General features: G+C 74.0%; 24 protein-coding genes and 1 pseudogene. 9 read left to right on the forward strand and 16 right to left on the reverse strand.

The genetic code is table 11. From position 1 onward, the window contains the following. Positions 1-2: 2 nt before the first annotated feature. From AB0G14_RS20890 to AB0G14_RS20900, 3 genes are all read right to left on the reverse strand, one after another. Positions 3-686 carry an ankyrin repeat domain-containing protein gene (locus AB0G14_RS20890; RefSeq protein WP_357699752.1) on the reverse strand — a complete coding sequence of 228 codons (684 nt, stop codon included), beginning with the start codon at positions 684-686 and terminating at the stop codon, positions 3-5. Continuing rightward, positions 683-1,315: a response regulator transcription factor gene (locus tag AB0G14_RS20895; protein WP_357454977.1), complete on the reverse strand. Its 633-nt coding sequence runs from the start codon at positions 1,313-1,315 to the stop codon at positions 683-685. Before AB0G14_RS20895 ends, AB0G14_RS20890 begins: the two co-directional genes overlap by 4 nt. Positions 1,316-1,389: 74 nt before the next feature. Beyond that, entirely contained in the window at positions 1,390-2,520 is a 1,131-nt protein-coding gene (locus tag AB0G14_RS20900) for a sensor histidine kinase (RefSeq protein WP_357699754.1), read from the reverse strand. Positions 2,521-2,693: 173 nt separating this feature from the next. Between AB0G14_RS20900 and AB0G14_RS20905 the strand changes: the two genes are divergently transcribed. The 5 genes and pseudogenes from AB0G14_RS20905 to AB0G14_RS20925 all read left to right on the forward strand — a co-directional run bounded on the left by AB0G14_RS20905 (position 2,694) and on the right by AB0G14_RS20925 (position 5,497). Next, positions 2,694-3,242 (forward strand): heme-binding protein, encoded by a 549-nt coding sequence (locus AB0G14_RS20905; RefSeq protein ID WP_357699756.1) that lies wholly within the window; start codon positions 2,694-2,696, stop codon positions 3,240-3,242. A gap of 230 nt (positions 3,243-3,472) precedes the next feature. Continuing rightward, a complete protein-coding gene (locus tag AB0G14_RS20910; protein ID WP_357699758.1) occupies positions 3,473-3,982 on the forward strand; it encodes a VOC family protein in 510 nt (169 codons plus the stop codon). 74 nt (positions 3,983-4,056) lie between these two features. After that, positions 4,057-4,425: pseudogene (locus AB0G14_RS20915) on the forward strand (DUF6244 family protein); the annotation flags it as partial. 180 nt (positions 4,426-4,605) lie between these two features. Further along, the gene (locus tag AB0G14_RS20920) at positions 4,606-5,028 is read left to right on the forward strand and encodes a hypothetical protein (protein ID WP_357699852.1); all 423 of its coding nucleotides are present in this window, start codon (positions 4,606-4,608) and stop codon (positions 5,026-5,028) included. Positions 5,029-5,044: 16 nt separating this feature from the next. Continuing rightward, positions 5,045-5,497: a SitI3 family protein gene (locus AB0G14_RS20925; protein ID WP_357699760.1), complete on the forward strand. Its 453-nt coding sequence runs from the start codon at positions 5,045-5,047 to the stop codon at positions 5,495-5,497. 81 nt (positions 5,498-5,578) lie between these two features. On the opposite strand, the gene AB0G14_RS20930 is transcribed toward AB0G14_RS20925, so the two are convergent. Together AB0G14_RS20930 and yidD are read right to left on the reverse strand one after the other, a co-directional pair. Continuing rightward, the gene (locus AB0G14_RS20930) at positions 5,579-6,070 is read right to left on the reverse strand and encodes a hypothetical protein (RefSeq protein ID WP_357699762.1); all 492 of its coding nucleotides are present in this window, start codon (positions 6,068-6,070) and stop codon (positions 5,579-5,581) included. A 68-nt stretch (positions 6,071-6,138) separates the two neighbouring features. Further along, positions 6,139-6,594, reverse strand: coding sequence for a membrane protein insertion efficiency factor YidD (yidD, locus tag AB0G14_RS20935; RefSeq protein ID WP_357699854.1), 456 nt, complete (start codon positions 6,592-6,594; stop codon positions 6,139-6,141). A gap of 117 nt (positions 6,595-6,711) precedes the next feature. On the opposite strand from yidD, the gene AB0G14_RS20940 reads away from it, so the two are divergent. After that, complete coding sequence (locus AB0G14_RS20940) at positions 6,712-7,269, forward strand: hypothetical protein (RefSeq protein ID WP_357699764.1); 558 nt, start codon at positions 6,712-6,714, stop codon at positions 7,267-7,269. Between the two features lie 83 nt (positions 7,270-7,352). Here AB0G14_RS20940 and AB0G14_RS20945 read toward each other — a convergent pair whose 3' ends face one another. Both AB0G14_RS20945 and AB0G14_RS20950 read right to left on the reverse strand, forming a co-directional pair. Further along, entirely contained in the window at positions 7,353-8,528 is a 1,176-nt protein-coding gene (locus tag AB0G14_RS20945) for a hypothetical protein (RefSeq protein ID WP_357699766.1), read from the reverse strand. Positions 8,529-8,845: 317 nt separating this feature from the next. Next, complete coding sequence (locus tag AB0G14_RS20950) at positions 8,846-9,016, reverse strand: hypothetical protein (RefSeq protein ID WP_357699856.1); 171 nt, start codon at positions 9,014-9,016, stop codon at positions 8,846-8,848. Between the two features lies 1 nt (position 9,017). On the opposite strand from AB0G14_RS20950, the gene AB0G14_RS20955 reads away from it, so the two are divergent. Continuing rightward, a complete protein-coding gene (locus tag AB0G14_RS20955) occupies positions 9,018-10,580 on the forward strand; it encodes a gluconokinase (RefSeq protein WP_357699768.1) in 1,563 nt (520 codons plus the stop codon). Between the two features lie 77 nt (positions 10,581-10,657). Beyond that, entirely contained in the window at positions 10,658-11,899 is a 1,242-nt protein-coding gene (locus tag AB0G14_RS20960) for a serine hydrolase (RefSeq protein ID WP_357699770.1), read from the forward strand. Positions 11,900-11,980: 81 nt separating this feature from the next. On the opposite strand, the gene AB0G14_RS20965 is transcribed toward AB0G14_RS20960, so the two are convergent. The 3 genes from AB0G14_RS20965 to AB0G14_RS20975 form a co-directional block, all read right to left on the reverse strand. Continuing rightward, positions 11,981-12,265 (reverse strand): antibiotic biosynthesis monooxygenase family protein, encoded by a 285-nt coding sequence (locus tag AB0G14_RS20965; RefSeq protein ID WP_357699772.1) that lies wholly within the window; start codon positions 12,263-12,265, stop codon positions 11,981-11,983. Positions 12,266-12,298: 33 nt separating this feature from the next. Then, complete coding sequence (locus tag AB0G14_RS20970) at positions 12,299-13,057, reverse strand: MerR family transcriptional regulator (protein WP_357699774.1); 759 nt, start codon at positions 13,055-13,057, stop codon at positions 12,299-12,301. 96 nt (positions 13,058-13,153) lie between these two features. Continuing rightward, positions 13,154-13,681: a winged helix-turn-helix domain-containing protein gene (locus AB0G14_RS20975; protein WP_357699776.1), complete on the reverse strand. Its 528-nt coding sequence runs from the start codon at positions 13,679-13,681 to the stop codon at positions 13,154-13,156. Positions 13,682-13,736: 55 nt separating this feature from the next. Between AB0G14_RS20975 and AB0G14_RS20980 the strand changes: the two genes are divergently transcribed. Next, positions 13,737-14,672, forward strand: coding sequence for a S41 family peptidase (locus AB0G14_RS20980; RefSeq protein WP_357699778.1), 936 nt, complete (start codon positions 13,737-13,739; stop codon positions 14,670-14,672). Between the two features lie 306 nt (positions 14,673-14,978). Here AB0G14_RS20980 and AB0G14_RS20985 read toward each other — a convergent pair whose 3' ends face one another. From AB0G14_RS20985 to AB0G14_RS21010, 6 genes are all read right to left on the reverse strand, one after another. Then, positions 14,979-16,667, reverse strand: a complete 1,689-nt coding sequence (locus tag AB0G14_RS20985; RefSeq protein WP_357699780.1) for a hypothetical protein — start codon at positions 16,665-16,667, stop codon at positions 14,979-14,981. After that, entirely contained in the window at positions 16,664-17,776 is a 1,113-nt protein-coding gene (locus AB0G14_RS20990) for a hypothetical protein (protein WP_357699782.1), read from the reverse strand. Before AB0G14_RS20990 ends, AB0G14_RS20985 begins: the two co-directional genes overlap by 4 nt. 148 nt (positions 17,777-17,924) lie before the next feature. Beyond that, positions 17,925-18,410 carry a hypothetical protein gene (locus tag AB0G14_RS20995; protein WP_357699784.1) on the reverse strand — a complete coding sequence of 162 codons (486 nt, stop codon included), beginning with the start codon at positions 18,408-18,410 and terminating at the stop codon, positions 17,925-17,927. Between the two features lie 274 nt (positions 18,411-18,684). Continuing rightward, positions 18,685-18,918 (reverse strand): zinc-ribbon domain-containing protein, encoded by a 234-nt coding sequence (locus AB0G14_RS21000; RefSeq protein WP_357699786.1) that lies wholly within the window; start codon positions 18,916-18,918, stop codon positions 18,685-18,687. Between the two features lie 48 nt (positions 18,919-18,966). After that, positions 18,967-19,305, reverse strand: a complete 339-nt coding sequence (locus AB0G14_RS21005; protein ID WP_357699788.1) for a TIM barrel protein — start codon at positions 19,303-19,305, stop codon at positions 18,967-18,969. Between the two features lie 177 nt (positions 19,306-19,482). Further along, complete coding sequence (locus AB0G14_RS21010) at positions 19,483-20,424, reverse strand: CHRD domain-containing protein (RefSeq protein ID WP_357699790.1); 942 nt, start codon at positions 20,422-20,424, stop codon at positions 19,483-19,485. Positions 20,425-20,720 lie beyond the last annotated feature (296 nt).

Raw genomic sequence — 20,720 nt, forward strand, 5'->3', positions numbered from 1 at the left:
GCTCAGCGCGACAGGATGGCGACGATCTCGGTGTATCCGCGCTGGCGGGCGTGTTCCCGCGCGTCGACGCCGTCCCGGTCGGGCACGTCCACGCGCGCCCCGGCGCCCACCAGGATCTCCGCGATCTGCTGGTACGGCCGGCTGCCGTCGCCGAGGATCACGCACTCCAGCAGCGCCGTCCAGCCGAGGTCGTTGACGTGGTTGACGTCGATGTCGGTGCGGACCACGCGCCGGACGTACTCGACGTGGCCGCGTTCGCTGGCCGGGATGACGGAGATCCCGCCGAAGCGGTTCACGATCGTCAGGTCGGGGTCGGCGGGCAGCAGCACTTCCAGCATCGCCACGCTGCCGGTCACCCCGGTCACCAGCCACGGGGTGTCGTGCTGGTCGTCGAGCGCGTCCGGGTCCGCTCCCGCCTCGACGAGGATCCGGGCGACCTCGACGTGGTCGTTCGCGGCGGCCAGCAGCAGCGGCGTACGTCGTCGGGCGTCGCGGGTCTCGATGTCGGCGCCGGCGGCCAGCGCGGCGCGTACCGTCGTGGGGTCCCCGGCGTCGGCGGCGGCGAGCAGGTCCTGGTCGGCGGGGCGGGGCATGGGTTCCTCCGGGGGTGGTGTCGGGGCGGGCCGGGCGCAGCCGGCGGCCGTGGCGAGGGTGAGGGCAAGGGCGAGCAGGGCGCGGCGCTTCACCGGCGGATCAACTTCCGCTCGACGGCGGCGTGCACCGCAGCGGTCCGCGAGTCGACGCCGAGCTTGGCGTAGATGCGGACCAGGTGGGTCTTGACGGTGGCCTCGCTGATGAACAACTGTCGGCTGATTTCCTTGTTGGCGAGGCCCCGGGCGAGCAGCGTGAGGATCTCCACCTCGCGGGCGCTGAGCGTGGGCTGCGGGCCGCGCATCCGGCCCATCAGCCGGGCGGCGACCGGCGGGGAGAGCACGGTCTGCCCGGCCGCGGCGGCGTGCACGGCGCGGAAGAGTTCGTCAGGCGGGCAGTCCTTGAGCAGGTAGCCGGTCGCGCCGGCCTCGACGGCGCGCATGATGTCCTCGTCGCTGTCGTACGTGGTCAGGATCAGCACGCGTGGCGGCTCCGGCAGGGCGAGCAGGTTGGCGGTGGCCGCCGCGCCGTCGACGCCGTCGCCGAGTTGCAGGTCCATCAGCACCACGTCGGGGCGCAGCGCGGCGGCCTGCCGGAGCGCCTCCCCGGCGGTGGCGGCCTCGGCGACCACGGTCATGTCGGGCCGGCCGCCGAGCAGCGCCCGTAGTCCGGCGCGGACCACCGGGTGGTCGTCGACCAGGATCAGCCGCAGCGGCGTGCTCATCGGGCCTCCCGCAGCGGCGTGCTCATCGGGCCTCCCGCAGCGGCGTGCTCATCGGGCCTCCCGCAGCGGCGTGCTCATCGGGCCTCCCGCAGCGGCAGGCTGACCGCGATCGCGGTGCCCTCGCCGGGTGCGCTCTCGACGGCGACGGCGCCGCCGAGCTGCGTGATCCGCTCCCGGATGCCGGTCAGCCCGAACCCGCTGACGGCAGCGGGGTCGAAGCCGGTCCCGTCGTCGTACACGTCGAGCGTCACCTCTTGGTCGCCGAAGGTCAGCGTCACGGCGGTCCGCCGCGCGCGGGCGTGCTGGCGCACGTTGGCCAGGGCACCCTGGGCGACCCGCAGCAGGGCCACCTCGTCGTCGACGCCGAGCGGCGCGACGGTCCCCACGACGGCGAACCGGACCGGGATGCCGGTGTCGCGCTCGGTCGCCGCGCACAACCGCCGCAGGGCGTCGGTCAGCGAGGCGCCGTCGAGCGCCGGGGAGGCCAGGCCACGGACGAAGCGGCGCGCCTCGGCCAGGTTCTCCCGGGCGGTCGCCGCGGCCTGCCGTACGTGCGCGCGGGCCTGCGCGGGCTCGGTGTCCCACTCCTGGTCGGCCGCCTGGAGCAGCAGGTTCATGCTGGACAGGCCCTGGGCGAGGGTGTCGTGGATCTCCCGGGACAGCCGGGCGCGTTCCGCCAGCGCCCCGGCCTCGCGCTGGCTGCGGTCCAGCTCGTCGCGCGCGGCCAGGAGGTCGTCGAGCGCGCGCTGCCGGGCCCGGTTCTGCCGGTCCAGTTCGAGGAAGACGACGGTGGTGATGGCGGCGACGCCCACCGGGCCGAGCACCAGGCTGGGGTCGAGCCGGTCGGCCAGCCGGATCTGCGCGACGACGACCGCGCCGGTCAGCAGCCCGACCAGCGGCCAGACCGCGCGGCGGGGGAGCTGGCGCAGGCCGACGAAGAACAGCGGGATCGCCACCAGGGCGAAGCTCGGCGCGGCGAGCACCAGCGCGAGGAAGGCGACGAGCACCGCCGCGAAGCGCGCGCCGGCGGCACGCCGCCCCAGCTCGTTGATCGCGTACGCGGCCAGCAGCACCCCGGCCAGCGCCAGCACCGCTCCGGTGTCGGCGCCCCAGCCGTGGCGTACGCCGTAGCGGGTGGCGGCGGCGGCGAGCAGGAGCAGGAATCCCCACCGCATCGCCGGGCGCAGCCGGTCCTGCCGTCCCACCGCCCACCTCCGATCAATTGATCTTGACAACTGTCCAGCGTACGGCAGGAACGGGGTGGCCGGTTCAACCATTCGAGGTATCTCGGTTGCATCCGGCGTGCCATGACCGCGCCGCGTGCGGCGGCCAGGCTGAGGACTGTCACCCCCGATCCGAAGACCTCAGGGAGCACGCGATGATCCACAACTTCCGCCGCCGGATGGCGCTCGGCCTGGGTGCCGGCGCCGTGGCCGTGGCCGCCGTCACCGGCGTCGCCGTCACCGCGTCCGCCGCCGAGCCGGTGGCGAAGCCGCAGACCGCGACAGTCGCGAAGAGCAACGTCGTGGCGAACCCGTCGCTCGACCTCGACGCGGCGCTGCGCGCGGCCGAGGCGACCGTGAAGGCCGCCGAGAAGGGCGGCCACCGGGTCACCGTGGTCGTCCTCGACCGGTCGGGCACCGTGCAGGTGCAGCTCAAGGGCGACGGCGCCGGCCCGCAGACGGCCGAGTCCGCGCACCGCAAGGCGTTCACGGCCGTCTCCTTCGGCCAGCCCACCTCCGCGCTGGCCGGCCGGGTGACCGGGGCGGGCGCCACCCTGCGCGACATCCCGGGGACGCTGTTCCTCGGCGGCGGCGTGCCGGTGAGCGTCGACGGGCAGGTCGTCGGCGCCATCGGCGTCGGCGGCGCGCCCTCCGGCGACCTCGACGAGCAGTACGCGAACGCCGGCGCGGCCACCCTGCGCTGAGCCCGGCCACCCTGCGCCGAGCGCGGCCGCCCTGCGCTGAGTGCCATGACCCGCCAGGGGCGGGCCTCCGGGACTGTTGACCGGAGGCCCGCCCCTGCGGCGTCGGATCCACGGTGCCCGGTCGGACGCCGGCTGCGGCAGCATCATCCGTTCGCGTGCCGCCGCCCCGGCCTGTCGTGAGCCCGCGTTACGGTGGCCGCGATGCCGGTCGTCCCCTGGAGGTTCCCGCGATGATCGATGACGTCCACGACCCGGGCGACGACCCTCGGGGCCGGGCGATGGAGCAGCGGATCAGCCTGGTCACCCTCGGCGTCGCCGACGTGGCCCGCGCCCGCGCCTTCTACGAGCGGCTCGGCTGGCGCGGCCAGGAGGTCGAGGAGACCGTCTTCTTCCAGGCCGGCGGCCTGGCGCTGGTGCTGTGGGGCCGCGACAAGCTGGCCGCCGACGCCGGCGTGACCGACGGGAGCGGGTTCGGCGGGATGACGCTGGCGCAGAACGTCCGGTCCCGGGGCGAGGTCGACGAGCTGCTGGCGGTGGCGGCCGAGGCCGGGGCGGAGGTGACCCGGCCGGCACGCGAGACCTTCTACGGCGGCTACGCCGGCTGCTTCGCCGACCCCGACAGCCACGTCTGGGAGATCGCCTGGAACCCGGGCTTTTCCCTCGGCCCGGACGGCTCGCTCGCCGTCCCCGACTTCGGCCGGGGCACCGACGACGTGGAAGCCGGCAGCGGCCCGGAGTGACTCAGGTGGCACGGGCTGCCTCGTGGCCCCAGCCTCCCGGACCTTGACCGCCTTCGATCGGGGGCACCGGCCACATGTCGCACATCGAGAAGCTCAACGGCGAATTCCGTATTCTGCTGGCCGGCGTAGAGCAAGCGCGAGGGTTGGCAGCCGCCGCCGACAGCAGGGCACAGGAAGTCGGCCGCCGGGCCGCGGGTGCCGTTCTGGAAGCCGTACTGAGCGCGGTCGACAGGGCCCGCGACGCGGCGGTCGAGGCCATCGCCCGGATCGCACGGGCGCAGCAAGTCGTCGCCGTGATCCTTCACGGCGGGCAGCCCGGGCCGCTGCTTGACGCTCTGGAGAGCATCAAGCGGGTCCTGCTACCGGTGGCGCAGCGCACCAACACCGCCCGGCAGTCCGTCGAAGCGGCGATCGGCGAAGTGCGCCAGTTCGGGGTCGCCGGAAAGATGATCGAGGTTGGCGGCCCCACACCGACCAGCCCCGTGCCTGCCGCCACCGACGACCCGCCGTCGACAGCCGCGACCGGTGGGACCGCCGCCTCCGCTGGGCATGGCCCAACTCCGCCCTGGACCAGGCAGCCCACCGGCGTTGTCGGCGGATCGCCGACGGGACCACGGACCAGGATTCCCCCCAAGGAGGATGATGAGGTACGGCGCTCACTAGAACTCGAGAACGAGTGCGCCGACACTGTCGCCGGTCGGGGTTATCGGATCCACCAGAACCCCACCAAGCCGGAGATCGCGGCAGCCAGGCTCAGCGCTGGCGACACGGGCAATCCGGAGAAGACCCCTGATTACCTCATCGAAGGCCACGTCTTCGATTGTTACGCTCCCACTCCTCCCAAGGCGGTACGCGGCATCTGGGCCGCGGTCTCCGAGAAAGTCGAGAAAGGGCAGACTCAACGCGTGGTGCTCAACCTGGAGGACTGGAACGGGGACCTCGTCGTCCTACAGAAGCAATTCGACGACTGGCCCGTGCCCGGGCTGAAGGAACTCGTAGCGGTGCAGCGGAGCGGCGTGATCGTGCAGATCGTACGGCGGAACTGAGGGAGTGACTGCGAGGATGGCTGTTGAGTTCCGGTTGACGCTGGCAGGCGAGATCCCCCTCGACGAGGTGGCTGAACTCGCCGCACCGAACGCCGTCGAAACGCGCACCTTGTCCGGCAACCGCATGCTCACTTCCGCGCTCAACGAGGAATGCGGCTTCGTCGTCGACATCACGTCGGGCAGCCACGGCTACTACGACGCCGAAGACGACGACGGTTCGCTGTGGGTGTGGGAGCCGGAAACGTACGTCGACATCGACTTCTACATGCGCAAGGACGTCCTGGCCGACAAGGGGATCCCCCACGTGCTGGCGACCACTGCGCGGGTCCTGAACGAACGAAGCGAGGACGCGGCCCTCGTGTTCAACCACAACCTGCTGTTGCTGACCCGCGTCGCGGGGAGGTTGAGCAAGCACCGGCCGACGTGGTGGAGCCACCATGAGGCGGACGATGAGATCGTCCGGCCGTAGCCGCCGCAACCGGGCGGAGGGAGTGGGGCCACACACCACCGCCGGCAGCACGGCGCACGGTCGCGGCGGGGTCGACGGTAGTCAGGAGGCAGCGGCGCGGCGGGGGTACGCCTCGGCCTCCCGCGCCCACTGCTCCGCCGCCACCGCGAGGGCGTCGGCGGAGACGGTGAGCGTCAGCGGGTAGACCGCGCTGAGCGGCCGCCGCGGCATCCACGGGGGCAGCGACTCGTACGAGAACTCGACGGTCAGCGCCAGCCGGCGACGGCGCAGCACCCGGGCGCGGAAGGTCAGGTTCGGCTCGGTGAAGCGCACCACCGCCAAGGGTTCCGCCGGGTCCCCGGTCGTCTCGGCCTGCTGCCGCAGCCAGCCCGCCAGCGCGTACGCCTCGGACACCGTCAGGCAGGGCGTGTAGTGCGACCACGCCTGCCCGTCGGCGGTGCGGGCGTCGGTCTCGACGAGCAGCCAGTCGTCCCAGTCCGCCGCCTCGTCCGGGTCGTCCGGCGGCTCGACCCCGGGCTGGTAGCCCACGGGCCGGATCCTGACCCGGGCGCCGTCGTCGGAGCGGATCTCCATGGCCCCATCATGGCCGAACCGGGAGCGTGTGCGGGCGGGATATTCCGCGGGTCAGGGGCATCCCCGGGTCAGCGCACCGGGTCGTGGGTGCCGCGCGGCACGCCGGGACGGCAGCGGCGCACCCGGTCGGCGGCCATCCGCCCGCCGACGCCCAGCCCGTACCGTTCCACGGCGGCCAGCCCGTACGCGCTGCACGTGGGGGTGTATCGGCACTGCCCCGGCCAGCGGTGCGACAGCCACCGCCGGTAGCCGAGGATCGCGGCGCGCCCGGCCCGGTCCACCAGCGGCACCCGCCTGGAGGCGGCAACCAGCGGCGACCGCCCGACGGGATCGGTCGTAGGTGCCGACGTCCGACCGGGCGCGACGAGCCGGGCGAGCAGCGCGCCGAGGGTGAGCAGGGTAGAGAAGAGCCCGAGGTTGCAGCCGGGTATGTCGCAGTTGGGCACGTCGCAGCTGCACCCGCCGCAGTAGTCGCGCTTCTTCTTGCGGTGCTGGTCGTGCTTGTGGTTGATCACGGCGAACATCATGCGACGGACGCGCAACCCCCCGGTCCCGTCGGGTGGCGCTCGGGGTGGTCGGTCGGGGGCCGATGCGGGAAGTCCCGGATGGAGCGCGGCCCGTCGGGCGACGACGCTGGGTGGATGACTGACACCGATGCGCGGACGTCGACGAGACTCGTGCCGGCGGCCGCCGTCGGCGGCCCGGCGCTCCTGCTGCTCTACGGCCTGCTCCGCCTGGTGGACGGCCTCGACGGCGACCGGGGCGACGGCTGGGCCTGGGACGTCGGCCACACCTTCTTCCTCGCCGGGATCCTGCTGTTCGGCGCGCTGGTCGTCGGGCTGCGCCGGCTGCTGCTGGCCGTCGCGCCCCGGCGACGGGTGCTGACCGAGGCGGCGACCGTGCTGGGGCTGGTCGGGGTGGCCGCCTTCGTGTGGGTGATCCTCGGCGACCTGTTCCCCGGGCTGGCCGATGCCGCCGCGCTGCCCGATCCGGCCATGATGCTGGGGCCGCTGCTGTTCCAGGTCGGCATCCTCACCCTGCTGGTGCAGGCGGCAACCACCCGTCCCCGGCTGCTGCCGGCGTGGGTGCCGGTGCCGGTGCTGCTCGGGTTCGTGGGGATCGCCGCGGACCTGGACCTGCTGCCCCTCGCAGCCGCGGTGATCCTCGCCGGCCTGCTCCCCCTGCAACGGCTGCGCTGAGGCGGTCGCCGCGGACCCGCCCGACGCGGAGCACGCTGAGCGGCGGGGCCGCACCGCGCGCCGGGGACACACCCGCCGAGGGATCAGCTCCAGACGGTGCGGCGCACCCCGTCATGCTCGGCGCAGGCGTCGCGCCGCCCGCCGGTGAGGCTGACCGAGCCGTCGCGGCACTGCACCAGGTAGCCCCGCCCGGCCCAGAACTCGGGGACGCAGTCGAACCAGTCGCAGATCTCCGCCGCCGGTTTGCGGATGCGGTTGCCGCCGCAGAAGTCGTACCCCATCGGGTTGGCGGGGGCGCCGCACCGCCGCTCCCGGGCGGGCGTCGGCGAGGGCGACGTCGCGTCGCGGCGCGGCGCGGACGCAGTCGCGGTCGCGGTCGCCGCCTTCGGCGGGACGACGGGCGTGGCGGCCTTCGGGGCGGCGGTGCCGCTGGGCGCGGGGGTGCCGCTGGGCGCGGGGGTGGCCGCGACGGCGACCTCGGAGCCGGTCGGGTCGGAGGGGTCGGTGTCGAGCAGCGCGGCGGGCACCAGCAGGGCGATGCCGGCGGCGACGGCCACCGTGCGCCGGCCGCCGGGCACGAACGCGAAGGGCCGGGCCTGCCCGGGGGTGGCGATCTGTGGCCGGAACGGCTTGAGCTGGGCGTGCTCGGCGATCGCCTCGTCGAGCTGGTCGAGCACCGCGCCGCGCTGCTCGATGGCGTCGGCGAAGGCCAGCGCCAGCTTGAACCGGAAGTCGGCGGCGACGTCGGCGGGGAGCATCAGCCCGGAGGTGCGCCGCCGGTCCAGCACCTGTATCAGCGTGACCGGCGCGTGCGGGTCGTGGGCCAGGCCGGTCATCTTCCCGTACGCCCAGTCGCGCCGGCCGCGCCCGCCGAGCAGCACGAGCCGGCGGTTGGTGATCACCGCCATCCCGGCGTCGGCGACGCGGACGCCGTCGGGCCTGCGGGCGCGCAGTGGGGCGGCCTCCGGGGCGATTGCCAGGTCCGGCGCGGGCAGCACGGCGGTGTGCCGGACCTCCACCAGTTGCGCGGCCGGCAGCACCCAGAAGACCACCTCGTCGGGCGCCAACTCCAGGGGCAGCCCCGCGCCCGCGGCGGTCGAGCCGTGGAACTCCTCGGCGAGGGTACGCAGGCGGCGCAGTTCGTCGTCGCGTCGTCGCCATTCCTGCTCGGCGCCGCGGAACTCGCGCCGCCGTCGTTCGTTCTGCCGGTGCGCCCACCGGTACCGCCACGTGGAACCCGTCGAATCAGTCTTTGCCACGCCGACTCCTTCGCCGCGCAGGCCACCAACCGGGGTGTCACCGGTGTCAACGGTGACAACGGCCGGCGCGGACACGACGCAACGGGGCAAAATGGCCGATCGGCGGACCAAATCGGACGATAGGCGGGTTTCGCCGGGCCGAACCGCACCCGTCGGGCGTGTCGCCGGACGGGCGGGGCCGACACACGGCCACGCGCCCGCCGGATCCGTGTGATCCGGCGGGCGCGAGGCGTGGCGAACGGGACGGGTCAGTGGCGGCGGCCCTCCCCCACCCGGTAGGTGCGCAGGTTGGGGTCGGCCTTGATCTGCGCCTCCGTCTACTTGATGGTGTCCCAGCCCTTGCCGGAGTAGAGCCGGGTCTGGTCGCCGCACCAGGGGAAGTTCGGGTTGCTCGACTGCGAGTAGGTGAGGAAGAGCTGTCCGGGGACGGGTTGTTCGCCGCACGACGCCCCGACACGCTCGGTAACGTCAGCGGAGCCGGGTGTCATCGTGCGTGCAGGCGAGGGGGTGGAGCTGGTGAAGGACCCGCTCCGCGCCGTCGTGGTCGGCGTCGACATCGGCACCACCAGCACCAAGGCGGTCGCGTACGACGCCGACGGCAGGCAGCTCCTGCACCACTCGGTCGGCTACCCGCTCGACGAGCCGCACCCCGGCTGGGCCGAGCAGGATCCGCACCGCATCCACACGGCGGTGCTGGAGTCGATCCGCGGGGTCGTGGCGGAGTTGGGCCGGCCGATCGCCGGGCTGGCGTTCAGCACCGCGATGCACAGCCTGATCGGGCTGGACGCCGACGGCAACCCGCTCACCCCGTCCATCACCTGGGCCGACTCCCGGGCCAGCCGGCAGGCCGAGCGGCTGCGGGCGGTCCCGTCCGGGCTGGCGCTGCACCGCCGCACCGGCACCCCGGTCCACCCGATGGCGCCGCTGCCCAAGCTGCTCTGGTACGCCGAGCAGGATCCGCAGCTGTTCGGGCGGGTCGCGTACTGGGTGGGCATCAAGGACTGGATCCTGCTGCGGCTGTGCGAGGCGCTGGTGACCGACCACTCGGTCGCCTCCGCCACCGGCCTGATGGACATCCAGCAGCTCTCCTGGGACCCCGAGGCGCTCGGCGTCGCCGGGATCACCGAGGAGCAGCTGCCCGAGCTGGTGCCCACCACCACCGTGCTGCCGGGGCTCACCGCCGAGGCGGCCGCCGCGACCGGGCTGCCGCCCGACACGAAGGTGGTCGTCGGCGCGGGGGACGGCCCGCTGGCCAACCTCGGGCTCGGCGCGGTGGCCCCGGGCGTCATGGCCTGCTCGATCGGCACCAGCGGCGCGATGCGGGTGATGGTGGAACGCCCCGGCGTGGACCCGCTCGGCGGGGTGTTCTGCTACGCGCTGACCGAGCAGCGCTGGGTGGTCGGCGGCGCGATCAACAACGGCGGCCTCGTGCTCGACTGGGCCGGCGACGCGCTCGCCCCGGAGCTGGGCGAGCACGCCGAGCAGAAGCTGCTGGCGGTGGCCGCCGAGGCCCCGGTCGGCTCCGGCGGGTTGATCATGCTGCCGTACCTGCTGAGCGAGCGGGCGCCGCACTGGAGCGCGCTGCCGCGCGGCGCGTACGTGGGGCTGACCCACGGGCACCGCCGCGCGCACCTGGTGCGGGCCGGGCTGGAGGGGGTCTGCCAGCAGTTGGCGCTGGTGCTGGCCTCGGTACGGGCCGCCGGCAACGAGGTTCGGGAGATCCGGGCCAGCGGCGGGTTCGCCCGCAGCCCGCTGTGGCGGCAGATGCTCGCCGACGTGCTCGGCATGCCGGTGCGCTTCCCCGTCGAGCGCGAGGGCTCCAGCTTCGGGGCGGCGCTGCTCGGCATGGAGGCGCTGGGGCTGGTCGCCTCCGTCGACGTCGCCGCCGACCTGGTGCACATCGAGGAGACCGTCCGCCCCGACCCGGCCGCCGCCGCCACGTACGCCGCCCTGCTGCCGCTGTTCACCGAGCTGTACAACGCGCTGGTCCCCACGTTCACCTCGCTGCGCCGGCTCGCCCCGGGCCTGCCGCCGGAATCGCCGCCGCGGTAGCCGCCGCCCACGCCCCGGACGGGTGACACCGCTGGGCGCGATGCCGGGCGTCCCGCCCGCCTTCATATCGTACAAACGTGAGGAAAACCGACAAGAGGCGCTCATCTTCCTGGCGGGGCGCGGTGCGCGTACCGCTGGCGGTCGTCACCCTGCTGGCGCTGGCGGCGGGGCCGGCGGCGGCGGACGGCGGCGGGCCGGAGCCCGGGCCCGGGCGCCCGCCGGCCAGCACGGCGGCCTGGCTGCCCTTCCCCGGCGGGGTGTTCTCGGTGGACACCGGCACGCGCACCGTGCGCTACCGGGCCTGCGACGGCGACACCGGCCGCGCCACCGACCCGGGCATGCGGGTCGTCGGCCGGTCCGCGCGCGGCACGCTGACCCTCGACGGTACGACCTACGCCTACGACGTCCCGCTCGTCGGCCGCCGGTGGGGCACCCTGGAGGTGGCCCGCCCCGGCGCCCGGCCGCAGCGGCTGGCCGGCCCGGTGGTCACCGACCCCACCGACCCGGCCGCCGGCCGCCGGCTGCTGCCGCTGACCGACCGGCTGCGGCAGGTGGTCGACGCCACGGCCGGCACCAACCCGGCCGGCGTCACGGTCCGCGATCTCTCGGGCCGGTACGGCGACCAGCAGGTCGCGGTGAACGGCACGTTCCGGCCGAAGGCGGCCAGCGTGATCAAGCTGTGGATCCTCGTGGAGCTGCTGCGCCGGGTCGACTGCGGCCAGGTGTCGCTGGACGAGGGCGTGCTGGTCACCCCGGCCGACGTGGTCGACGGCACGGGCGAGCTCCAGCACGAGACGTTCCCGCAGGTGGTGAGCCTGCGTCGGCTCGCCGAGTACACGATCGTCTACAGCGACAACACCGCCGCGAACGTGCTGATCGGCTACCTGCGCGGGTTCGGGCCGGTCAACGCCCTGGCGGACTCGATGAACCAGTGGCAGACCATCCTGGCCCGCAAGTTCCTCGACGAGGACGCCGCTCGGCGGGGCGAGGAGAACTACACCAGCCCGGACGACGTCGTCTCGCTGCTCGGCGCGGTCTGGGACGCGCAGATCCTCACGCCCGGCTCCCGGGACCTGCTGATCGACTTCATGCGGCGGCAGACCCTGAACACCAAGATCCCGGCCGTGCTGCCGCCCGGCGTCCCGATCGCCCACAAGACCGGCGACCTGCCGGACGCCTCCCACGACGTGGGCTACTACCTGGTCCCCGGCTCGGAGGTCGCGGTCGCGTTCCTCACCTCCGGCCCGATCGCCACCGGCGACGAGGTGGTCCGCCGCCTCGCCCGCACCGTCTACGACTACCTCCCCGAGGGGCGGTGAGCCGGCTCGGGCCGGCAGGCCCGACGGCAGGGTCGGGCCGTCCCCGGGTCGGCCGGACGCGGATACGTCCGGCCGACCCGGTCACGGAGCCTCGACGGCGGAGATGCGGTACCTGTGCACCTCGGCGCCGCGGATCGCCACCGCCTGCTCCTCGGCCGGCCCCGCGCCCCGGAAGGCCAGCAGCTGCGCGTCGGACTCCCAGCGCTCGTAGACGTTGATCCGGCCCGGCTCGACCAGGTCGGCGCTGATCGCGAAGTCGACGCAGCCCGGCGCGGACCGCGCCTGCCGGACGACCTCGACGCAGTCGGCTAGGTAGGCGTCCCGCTCGTCGGGGTCGACGTAGAGACTGCCGGCGACGATGAGCACTGGTGACCTCCAGGGTGCGGACGGACCGCACGATCAGGCGCGGCTGATCGCGTTGGCGTGGATGGCCTCGCTCAGGTACGCCGCCATCCCCGTCCTGATCCTCTCGAAGTACGCGGTGAACCGCTCGTCCGCCACGTACATGTCGGCCAGCCCCGTGTGGACCTCGTACGAGCACTCGTAGAACCAGCGGCTGATGAGCTGCCGGTGCTCCTCGGCCAGCTCCATCGCCGCCGGGCTGTCCGCCGGCGCGCCGGAGGACATCACCTCGACGAACCGCCGCCCCCAGTCCTCGTTCTCGGCCTTGTTCCGCAGCCAGTCGTCCTTGGTGTAGCGGGACACGCGCCGGTTCGACTCCCGGTACGCCTCGGTGCCGCCCCACCGCTGCTCGGCCTCGTCGGCGTGCGCGTCCGGGTCGAAGTCACCGAAGACCTCGAACCGCTCCTGCGGGGTCAGTGGGATGTTCAACTTGCTCGCCTCCATCGCGAACTCGATCGCCGTGACCATCTCCTGGAGCCTCTTGATCCGTACGGTCAGCAGCTCGTGCTGGCGGCGCAGGTGCGCCGCCGGGTCACTCGCCGGGTCGTCGAGGATCGCGGCGATCTCCTCAAGCGGGAACCCCAGCTCCCGGTAGTAGCGGATGTGCTGCAACCGCTCCAGGTCGGCGTCGTCGTAGCGCCGGTAGCCCGTGCTGCTGCGGCCACTGGGCGAGAGCAACCCGATCTCGTCGTAGTGGTGCAGCGTCCGCACGGTCACCCCGGCCGACTGCGCCACCTGTCCCACCGTGTACGCCATGGTTTCCCTCCCTTCCGCCAACGAGGCTCCCGCCTGCCGTTACGTGAGGGTCAAGCCCGATTCTGGACCGGCGGGCGGCGGCCCCGGCGGGACCGGTCAGGCCGGCGGCGGCGGGGTCTGCCGGTAGAGGCTGACCAGCACGCCGTAGCGGTCCTCGCCCTCGCCGGCGTCCTCGGCGGTGTCGAGCAACTCGCTGAGCGCGGCGCCGAGCCGTTCGGCCTGGGCCGCGGTGAGGCGCAGGTGGCGCAGGTGCAACAGCGGCTCGCCGGGCGCCGCGGAGACCTCCTCGGCGACCGCTCCGAGCATCGCGGCGGTCGCGGCGGCATGGCCGGGCGCCACGCGCATCCGCCGGGCGCTGCGCTGGTAGTACTGCTCGGTGCCGCCGCGGACCTGGCGGGTGTGGGCGACGCGGACCATGCCGGCGTCGCGCAACACCTTGAGGTGGTGGGCCACGTTGCCCTTGGCCGCGCCGAGCGCCGCCGCGAGTTGGCTGATGGTGGCGGGGCGCTGCCCGAGCGCGAAGAGCAGCCGCTGCCGCAGTGGATGCCCGAGCGCCTTGAACTGCGCCGGGGTGGTGACCTCCAGCAGGTCGTCGAGCGGCTGCTCCGCGGGCGTCGGCGTCATACCGAAAGTGTCTACGTCGCTTGACGCTTTGTCAAAGCGCTGCTCTACTGCGGACATGACAACCCTCGACACACGGGAACAACCGGCATCACAGATCGAGATCGCCGAGGTCGTCGAGCGCACGGCCCGACTGGTCGGCGAGCACTACGTCTTCGCCGACGTCGCGGCCCGGCTCGCCGGGCTGCTGCGGACGGAGACGGACCAGCACCGGCAGACGGGATCCTGGGCGGCGCTCGCCGACTCGCTCACCCGGACGCTCCGGTCGGTCAACGACGACCGCCACCTGCGGGTGAAGTTCCACGACCGGCCGCTGCCGGAGGGCGGCGGGGATCCGCTCGCCGACGCGCTGCCCGGGATGGCCCGGGCCAGCCTGGGCGGCATCCACCGGGTGGAGCGGCTGCCCGACAACGTCGGCCTGGTGCGGATCGAGCCCGCGCTGTTCTCCCCCACGCTGGCCGGTGAGGCGATGACCGCCGCGCTGCGCCTGGTCGCCGACGCCGACGCCCTGATCCTCGACCTGCGCGAGACGATCGGCGGCGACCCGGAGATGGAGGTGCTGGTCTGCGGGCACCTCTTCGACCGCCCGACGCACCTCTACACCATGCGCCAACGCCACCTGCCCGACCGCCAGTTCTGGAGCCCCGCACCGCTGGCCGGAGCCCGCTTCGGCGGCAACCGGCCGCTGGCCGTCCTGACCAGCGCGACGACCTTCTCCGGCGGCGAGTCGCTCGCCTACGCGCTCCAGCAGCACGGCCGGGCCACGGTCGTCGGCGAGCGGACCGGGGGCGGCGCCCACCCCCGGACGGGGTTCCCCGTCCACCCGCACCTGCACCTCTCGGTGCCGATCGCCAGCCCGGTCAATCCGGTCTCCGGCACCAACTGGGAGGGCACGGGCGTCGTTCCGGACGTCGAGGTGCCAGCGGCCGAAGCGCTCGACGTCGCCCACCGGACCGTCCTACGCACCGCCCCGCCATCACTCATCGTGACCTAGCGCTCCTCGTCACGCAGCGTCACGCCACGGCCGGAGGACCGCACCGCCCCGTCGCCCCTTTGCTCTGCACCCATCACCGCACCATGGGTCTTGACCTGGACATATCCAATCAGCTGGCAGTTCGCGGAGTTCACGCAGCGTGCCTGGCGCGTCGGTGGGTGCAGAGCAAAGCGCGTGGAGGGGGTAGGTCCCGACGACGCACGAAGGTAACGGAGAGTGGCGGCACGTTTCGGGGCAGGTGGCGCTGGACCGGTGACGGGAGTCCAGCCCAGGCCCGGGCGGGTGGGAGAGCTACACGCCAGCCGGTCAGGCCCACTCCTCGTCGGGGTCGCCGTACACGTCGGTCGAGGAGGCCGCCGCGACCGCGCGGTCGGTGGAGCCCGAGGCGGGGCCGTGCGACACAGGCGCAAGGGCCAGCCCGTGGCCAGGCGGCACAGCGGCCGGACCGGGGCCGGGCGGCGCGGGGGCCGGGCCGGGGCCAGGTGGCACAGCGGCCGGGCCGGGGTCCGGGGCGGGGTCGGACGGCGCAGGCACGGGGACCGGTGGGCCCCCGTGGGTCCACGGGGTCTCCTCGACGGCGGGGAAGGCCCCCGCCGGCATGAAGGAGTCCGACAGGGTGGTGTAGCAGAGCCTCTCCCCCACCTCGGGCACCGTGCCCGGCGGGGCCGTCAGCCCCCGGCCCATCCCGCCGGAGAGTTCCAGCACCACCTCGGTCTTGCCGTCCGCCGCCGGGGTCACGAAGACCACCTTGGCCTTCTGCGCCGGCCGGGCCGGCGAGTACAGCGTGGCGCCGACCGGCATCGGCACCGGCTCGGTGGTGACGACCTGGACGCGGGGGCGCAGCACCGGCCGCTTCCCGGTGTCGTCCACCCGCTTCGGGTCGGCCAGGGTCACCTCGCCCACGAACGCCTCGCCGGTCAGCCGGTGCTCCGCCATCACCAGCGGGTCGTCGTAGGCTCGCTGGACGGCGTACGAGGTCAGGGCCCGTTCCAGCCGGTGCAGCCGCTGGGCGGCGGCCACCGCCCCGTCGCGGCGGGGCTGCGGCGGACCGCCCGCGTCGACGTGCTCGGCGTACCCGGTGAACGCGTCCTTGTCGCCGTCCCACCGGCCGGCCACCCGGGCCCCCGGCGGCAGGCCGCGCAGCAACCCCACGCCGCGCCACATCAGCTCCCAGGTGGGCGCGAGCTGGGCGCGCAGCAGCCGCTCCAGCTCCGCGTACGCCCCGGCGCGCGCCTCCGCGTCGTCCTCGGCGGCGGCGTACGCGGCGATGGCCGGGGCGAGGCGGTGGTTGTCGAAGTCGGGGTCGGTGGCCGGCCCGGCGGGCGGGCAGAGCGCCGGGTCCTCGGCCCGCGCCGCCGCCTCGGGGCCGGTGAGCCCGGCCGGCGGGTCGATCCAGCCGAGCAGCGCCGGCAGGTGCAGGTCCTCCACCACGCTCTGCCCGGTGGCCCAGTGCAGGGTCAGCGCGTCGGTCATCGCCACCAGCGCCGACGAGCCGGGATGCTCGGCCCGCTCGGCGAAGAAGGTCAGCCAACGCCCGAGCACCGGCACCGACGGGTGCACCGGATGCTCGCCGTCGGGGCGGCGGAAGCGGGTGGAGCGGCCGAGCAGCCGCAGGAAGGTCACCCCGGCCGGGTTCGGCACCAGCAGCTGCGGGGCGTCGACGTACCGGTACCGCACGTCCCTGCCCCGGTCCACCGGCACCGCCTCGGCGACCCCCCGGAACCCGTCCAGGTACGGCAGCACGATCGCGGCCAGCTCGGCGGCGAACCGGTATCGCTGGTCACGGTTGCGGGGCTGCGGCACGATCAGCAGCCGCGCCGCGTCGGGCGCGTCGCCGACCAGCGCCGCCAGCGGGGCGTTCGCCTCGCCGGCCATCGCCAGCGGCACCAGCACCAGCGGGCGCTCGGCCAGGTGCAGGTGCCGGACGGTCGCCACCGGTTGGGCCACCCCGGCGGCGAGCGCCTGGGCCCTGGCGAGCGCGCGGAGCGTACTCATGCGGGGGTCCCGGCGAGGGCGTCGGCGCGCAGCCGGGCGGCGGCCCGCAGCAGCGCGGCGGCCTCCTCCTGTCCCGGGTCCGGCGTGCGCTCGCCGGCGGCCAGCGCCAGCACCTCGTCCACGTCCGCGATCCCGCCCAGCGCCTCCCGGACCGGCCGGCCCAGCGCCCCGCTGTGGCCGCGCGCCTCGTGCCGGCAGAAGTACGCCAGCTCGCAGGCCGCCAGGCACTCCGGCGCGTAGCGGGCCTCCACCCGGGACAGCGCGGCGAGCAGCGCCGCAGGCTCGGCGGCCAGGTCGGCGGTGAAGTCCTCGGGCACGGCGGCCAGCAGCGCGTCGAGCCGGGCCATCCGGTCGAGCTGCCGGCGCAGCACCAGCAACTGCTTGCGCACGTCGACCAGGCTGGCCACCGGCTGGTTGGCGAAGTCCCGCGGGCAGACCAGCACCACGTCGTGCGACACCAGCTCGGGGTCGTGGCCGGCGGAAGCGAGCAGCTCGCGCAGGGCCAGCACGTAGACGGCGGCCTGGGTCGCGGCGGCGGACACCTTGGCCGCGTCGGCCTGACCGTCGACCACCGGGAACGACTTGATCTCGACCACGTGGAACCGGCCGGCGAGCCGGGCGGCGACCAGGTCCGGCTCCAGGTGCACCCGGCGGCCGGCGACGTCCAGGCCGAGCAGGGGATGGTCGAACAGCGCGGCGGCGTCGCCCGTCCCGTCGCCGGGCGTGGCGCCGGTCAGCAGCTCGGCGGAGCGCCGGTGCCGGGCTGCCGTGTCGTCCTCGACGCCGTCGCCGAGGTCCGTCCAGGTCGCCGCCGCCGGCACCGGTACGCCCAACCGCTCGGCGACCAGCCGCAGCAGCTCGGCCCCGCCGTCGGCCTTGACCTGCGCCTCGAAGGCGTTGCCGCGGGTGATGGCGAACCGGGACTGCCCGAACCGGGCGGGGAAACCGATCCGCTCGGCCAGCTTCGGCTTGTCCACCCCGGCGCCGTCCAGCACGGCCCGCCGGGTGCAGCCCGGGTTGCCGGTCAGCGCGGCGATGGTGCGGGCGTTGTGCCGCCTGGGTGGCACGCCGCCGCGGATCGCCGCCAGTCGCTCCTCGCTGCTCGTCACGATCCGCCACGATAGGCGGTCCCCGCCGGTCGCGCCGGGCGACGCCCCGGCGGGAGGGCGCGGGACGCCGCCCGGTGCGTGTGCCGTCAGGCAAGCCGGAGCCCGGCCAAACCGAGCCGGAGCCTGGTCAGGCCGAGCCGGAGCCTGGTCAGGCCGAGCCGGAGAGCCCGGCCAGGAGCGCGGAGCCGCCGCAGCAGACCACGCCGAGCACGAGGAAGGTGACCAGCAGGATGCTGTAGTTCGACCACATCCCGAACTTCGTCACGTCGGTGCCGTGCCCGTCGTGGACGCGGTTGCGCCACCCGCCGAAGCGGAACGACAGGTGGTGCACCGCGCCGGGATGGGCGACGAGCGCGGTGGTCATCACGGGAATGCCCATGAAGTCTGTGTAGCGGACGTCGTGCGGGCCCGCCGGGACGGCCACGTGCCAGGTGCCCTCGCCGGGAATCGGCACGACCTGGCCGTCGACCTTGAATTTGCTGGTCGAGGGGGCGGGGACGAGGTACGGCCCGCGGTTGACCGAGACGGCCAGCACGGCGTGGCCCGGGGGCGGCGGGATCGGGTGGGGGTAGGCGACCAGCGGGGTGACCGCGCCCGGCCCCGGCGGGTACGACGGGTGAGGGGGATACGACATCGCCACATCCTGGCACGCCCCGGCACGCGGGCCGGGGCGCGCGCTGTCGGGCCGACTGACGCCGGCACCCACGGGACACGCGGCGGTCAACGGCCGGAGGAGCGGTTCCAGGGCGAGCGGGGCAGGGCGGTGCCGGCCGTCGGGCGGCGGTCTCGGCGACGCCGGCGGCGCCCCGGGGTGCAGGGCGGCCGGGAGACGGTGTGTACGGGCGCCGGGGCGGGCGCGGCGGGCTGCCGACCGATCAGCCAGCAGAGGAAGCGGGCCATCGGTGGGCTCAGCCGACCGCGAGGCGCTCGGCCTCGGACCTGGGGATGTCGTACTGGGCGCCGCAGAAGGTGCACTGCTGCACGTAGCGGGTGCGGATCGGGATGATCGGGACGAAGAACAGGCTGAACTTCGTCGACCGGCGGGTGATCACCTGTGCGGCGTGGTTGCCGCAGTTACGGCAGACCTGCCGCACCACGCCCGACTGGCTGACCCTGGTGCGGAGCCCGAAGATGAAGAACATCGACCGGCAGTACCCACTGCCGGGCCCGCAATCACCCCCCGACCGGGGTCAGGAGCGGGAGTTCCCGGCGGACGGCACGGCCGACAGCCCGCGCAGGGAGGCCAACCCCTCGACGGCGAGCGCGTCGGGGCCGGTGGCGAGCGGTCGCCACACGGACATCGGCACGGCCAGGGCCGGCGCCGTGAACGACTCGATGCTCAGCTGGCCGGAGTAGTCGATGTCCGCGAGGGCGGCCAGCATCGCCGGCCAGTCGAGGTGGTCCCCGCCGGGCACGCCGCGGTCGTTGCCGCACACCTGCACATGGGCGAGCCGGTCACCGGCCGTCCGGATGGCCGCCGGCAGGTCGCGTTCCTCGATGTTCGGGTGGAAGGTGATGCTGATCTTCATGGCTGCCGCCCTCCACTGTCGGCGGGATCCGTCGACCGTAGAGGATCATGAGGGCGCCAGGGCCGGTCGACAGCGGGGCATCCGCTCGTCGGAAACGAGCGGATGCCCCTGCCGGGCCCGTGGCCCGCCCGCCGCGACGGCAGGCGCGCACCACGGGCGACGATGAGTTCGGCGCTGTCAGTCGTCGCTCATCTGCCGGTCCCAGTCGTCACCCTCCGTGCGGTCCCAGTCGCCGCGCTTCTGGTCGGCGGAGTCGTCGCCCTTGTCCTGGCCCCGCTCGCCGCGCTCCTCGTCGCGACCCGAGTCGTCACGCTTGTCCTGGCCCCACTCGTCACCCTTGTCCTGGCCCCACTCGCCACGCTCCTCGTCGCGACCCCAGTCGTCACGCTTGTCGTGGTCCCGCTCGTCGCCCTTGTCCTGGCCCCAGTCGTCACCCTTGTCCTGGCCCCACTCGCCACGCTCCTCGTCGCGACCCCAGTCGTCACGCTTGTCGTGGTCCCGCTCGTCGCTCTTGATCTGGCCCCGGATCTCGCCGTTCGGGTACTTCTTGGTGTGCACGTTGGCGTACGTGACGCCGGCCTCGATCGCGTCGACCAATTCGTCGAACTCCCCGGGCTCGATGCCCTGGTCGGCGGGGCCCACCACGTCAGCGGGCCTGATGGTCCCCTCGATCTTGGCGGGGGAGGCGGGGCAGGCCTGGACGCCCTGTGGCGCGCCACCCTTCGCGTCCTTGAGGTTCGAGCAGAGGAAGGCGGCGATACCGCCGCTCTGGTGTCTTCCTCCGAAGTGGATGTGCGCCTGCTCGACGTCCTTCAGGTCGTCGTAGCTCAGCCGCCACTTGATCTCCTTGTTCCGTTCGTCGATGTGCGCCTCGAACCGGCCCGAACCGGGCGTGGAGATCGTGAGCGGGTCCTCCTGGTAGCCGCTGAGCCTCGCCCGCACGGTGTCCTCACCGTGCCGCGAGTCGTCCCAGTCCCACGAGTTCTGCGACTCTCGCGACTCGTGCCGGTCCCGCGAGTCGTCCCGTCCGTCGCCCATGGCGGCGTTTCCGACGGCGACCGCCGCCACCGCCGCGCCGGCCGCCACCGCAACTGCCCACAGTCGAGTACGTCCCACCATCACTGCTGCTCCTTCCTAGGCGATGCCTGGCCCAAGCTCACGGACGGCCGTCGACCGATCCGTCGGAGGCACAGGCGGAAGGCGCCGTTCAGCCGAGAACGGAGTCACGATGCCGACGGCTCAGGCTGAGCAGGCGCCCCTATGGTGAAATTGTCCCATATTCCCCATATGCCGTCGCGACTTCCCCGATCCGACCGTGAGAGACTTTCGCGACCTGTGGACCGCCTGTACCCGCCCTGCGGCGCTTGGACAGGCAAGAGCCCCCTGCACCCCGATGGGGTGACAGGGGGCTCTTG

The sequence above is a fragment of the Micromonospora sp. NPDC023814 genome (assembly GCF_040639595.1).
Classification (GTDB): domain Bacteria; phylum Actinomycetota; class Actinomycetes; order Mycobacteriales; family Micromonosporaceae; genus Micromonospora.

What these genes read in the sequence shown, in the direction of transcription:
- AB0G14_RS20895 (WP_357454977.1), bottom strand. Translation starts at nt 1,315, where the DNA reads ATGAGCACGCCGCTGCGGCTGATCCTGGTCGACGACCACCCGGTGGTC.
- AB0G14_RS20905 (WP_357699756.1), top strand. Translation starts at nt 2,694, where the DNA reads ATGATCCACAACTTCCGCCGCCGGATGGCGCTCGGCCTGGGTGCCGGC.
- AB0G14_RS20910 (WP_357699758.1), top strand. Translation starts at nt 3,473, where the DNA reads ATGATCGATGACGTCCACGACCCGGGCGACGACCCTCGGGGCCGGGCG.
- AB0G14_RS20925 (WP_357699760.1), top strand. Translation starts at nt 5,045, where the DNA reads ATGGCTGTTGAGTTCCGGTTGACGCTGGCAGGCGAGATCCCCCTCGAC.
- AB0G14_RS20930 (WP_357699762.1), bottom strand. Translation starts at nt 6,070, where the DNA reads ATGGAGATCCGCTCCGACGACGGCGCCCGGGTCAGGATCCGGCCCGTG.
- yidD (WP_357699854.1), bottom strand. Translation starts at nt 6,594, where the DNA reads ATGTTCGCCGTGATCAACCACAAGCACGACCAGCACCGCAAGAAGAAG.
- AB0G14_RS20940 (WP_357699764.1), top strand. Translation starts at nt 6,712, where the DNA reads ATGACTGACACCGATGCGCGGACGTCGACGAGACTCGTGCCGGCGGCC.
- AB0G14_RS20950 (WP_357699856.1), bottom strand. Translation starts at nt 9,016, where the DNA reads ATGACACCCGGCTCCGCTGACGTTACCGAGCGTGTCGGGGCGTCGTGC.
- AB0G14_RS20970 (WP_357699774.1), bottom strand. Translation starts at nt 13,057, where the DNA reads ATGGCGTACACGGTGGGACAGGTGGCGCAGTCGGCCGGGGTGACCGTG.
- AB0G14_RS20975 (WP_357699776.1), bottom strand. Translation starts at nt 13,681, where the DNA reads ATGACGCCGACGCCCGCGGAGCAGCCGCTCGACGACCTGCTGGAGGTC.
- AB0G14_RS20980 (WP_357699778.1), top strand. Translation starts at nt 13,737, where the DNA reads ATGACAACCCTCGACACACGGGAACAACCGGCATCACAGATCGAGATC.
- AB0G14_RS20985 (WP_357699780.1), bottom strand. Translation starts at nt 16,667, where the DNA reads ATGAGTACGCTCCGCGCGCTCGCCAGGGCCCAGGCGCTCGCCGCCGGG.
- AB0G14_RS20995 (WP_357699784.1), bottom strand. Translation starts at nt 18,410, where the DNA reads ATGTCGTATCCCCCTCACCCGTCGTACCCGCCGGGGCCGGGCGCGGTC.
- AB0G14_RS21000 (WP_357699786.1), bottom strand. Translation starts at nt 18,918, where the DNA reads ATGTTCTTCATCTTCGGGCTCCGCACCAGGGTCAGCCAGTCGGGCGTG.
- AB0G14_RS21005 (WP_357699788.1), bottom strand. Translation starts at nt 19,305, where the DNA reads ATGAAGATCAGCATCACCTTCCACCCGAACATCGAGGAACGCGACCTG.
- AB0G14_RS21010 (WP_357699790.1), bottom strand. Translation starts at nt 20,424, where the DNA reads ATGGTGGGACGTACTCGACTGTGGGCAGTTGCGGTGGCGGCCGGCGCG.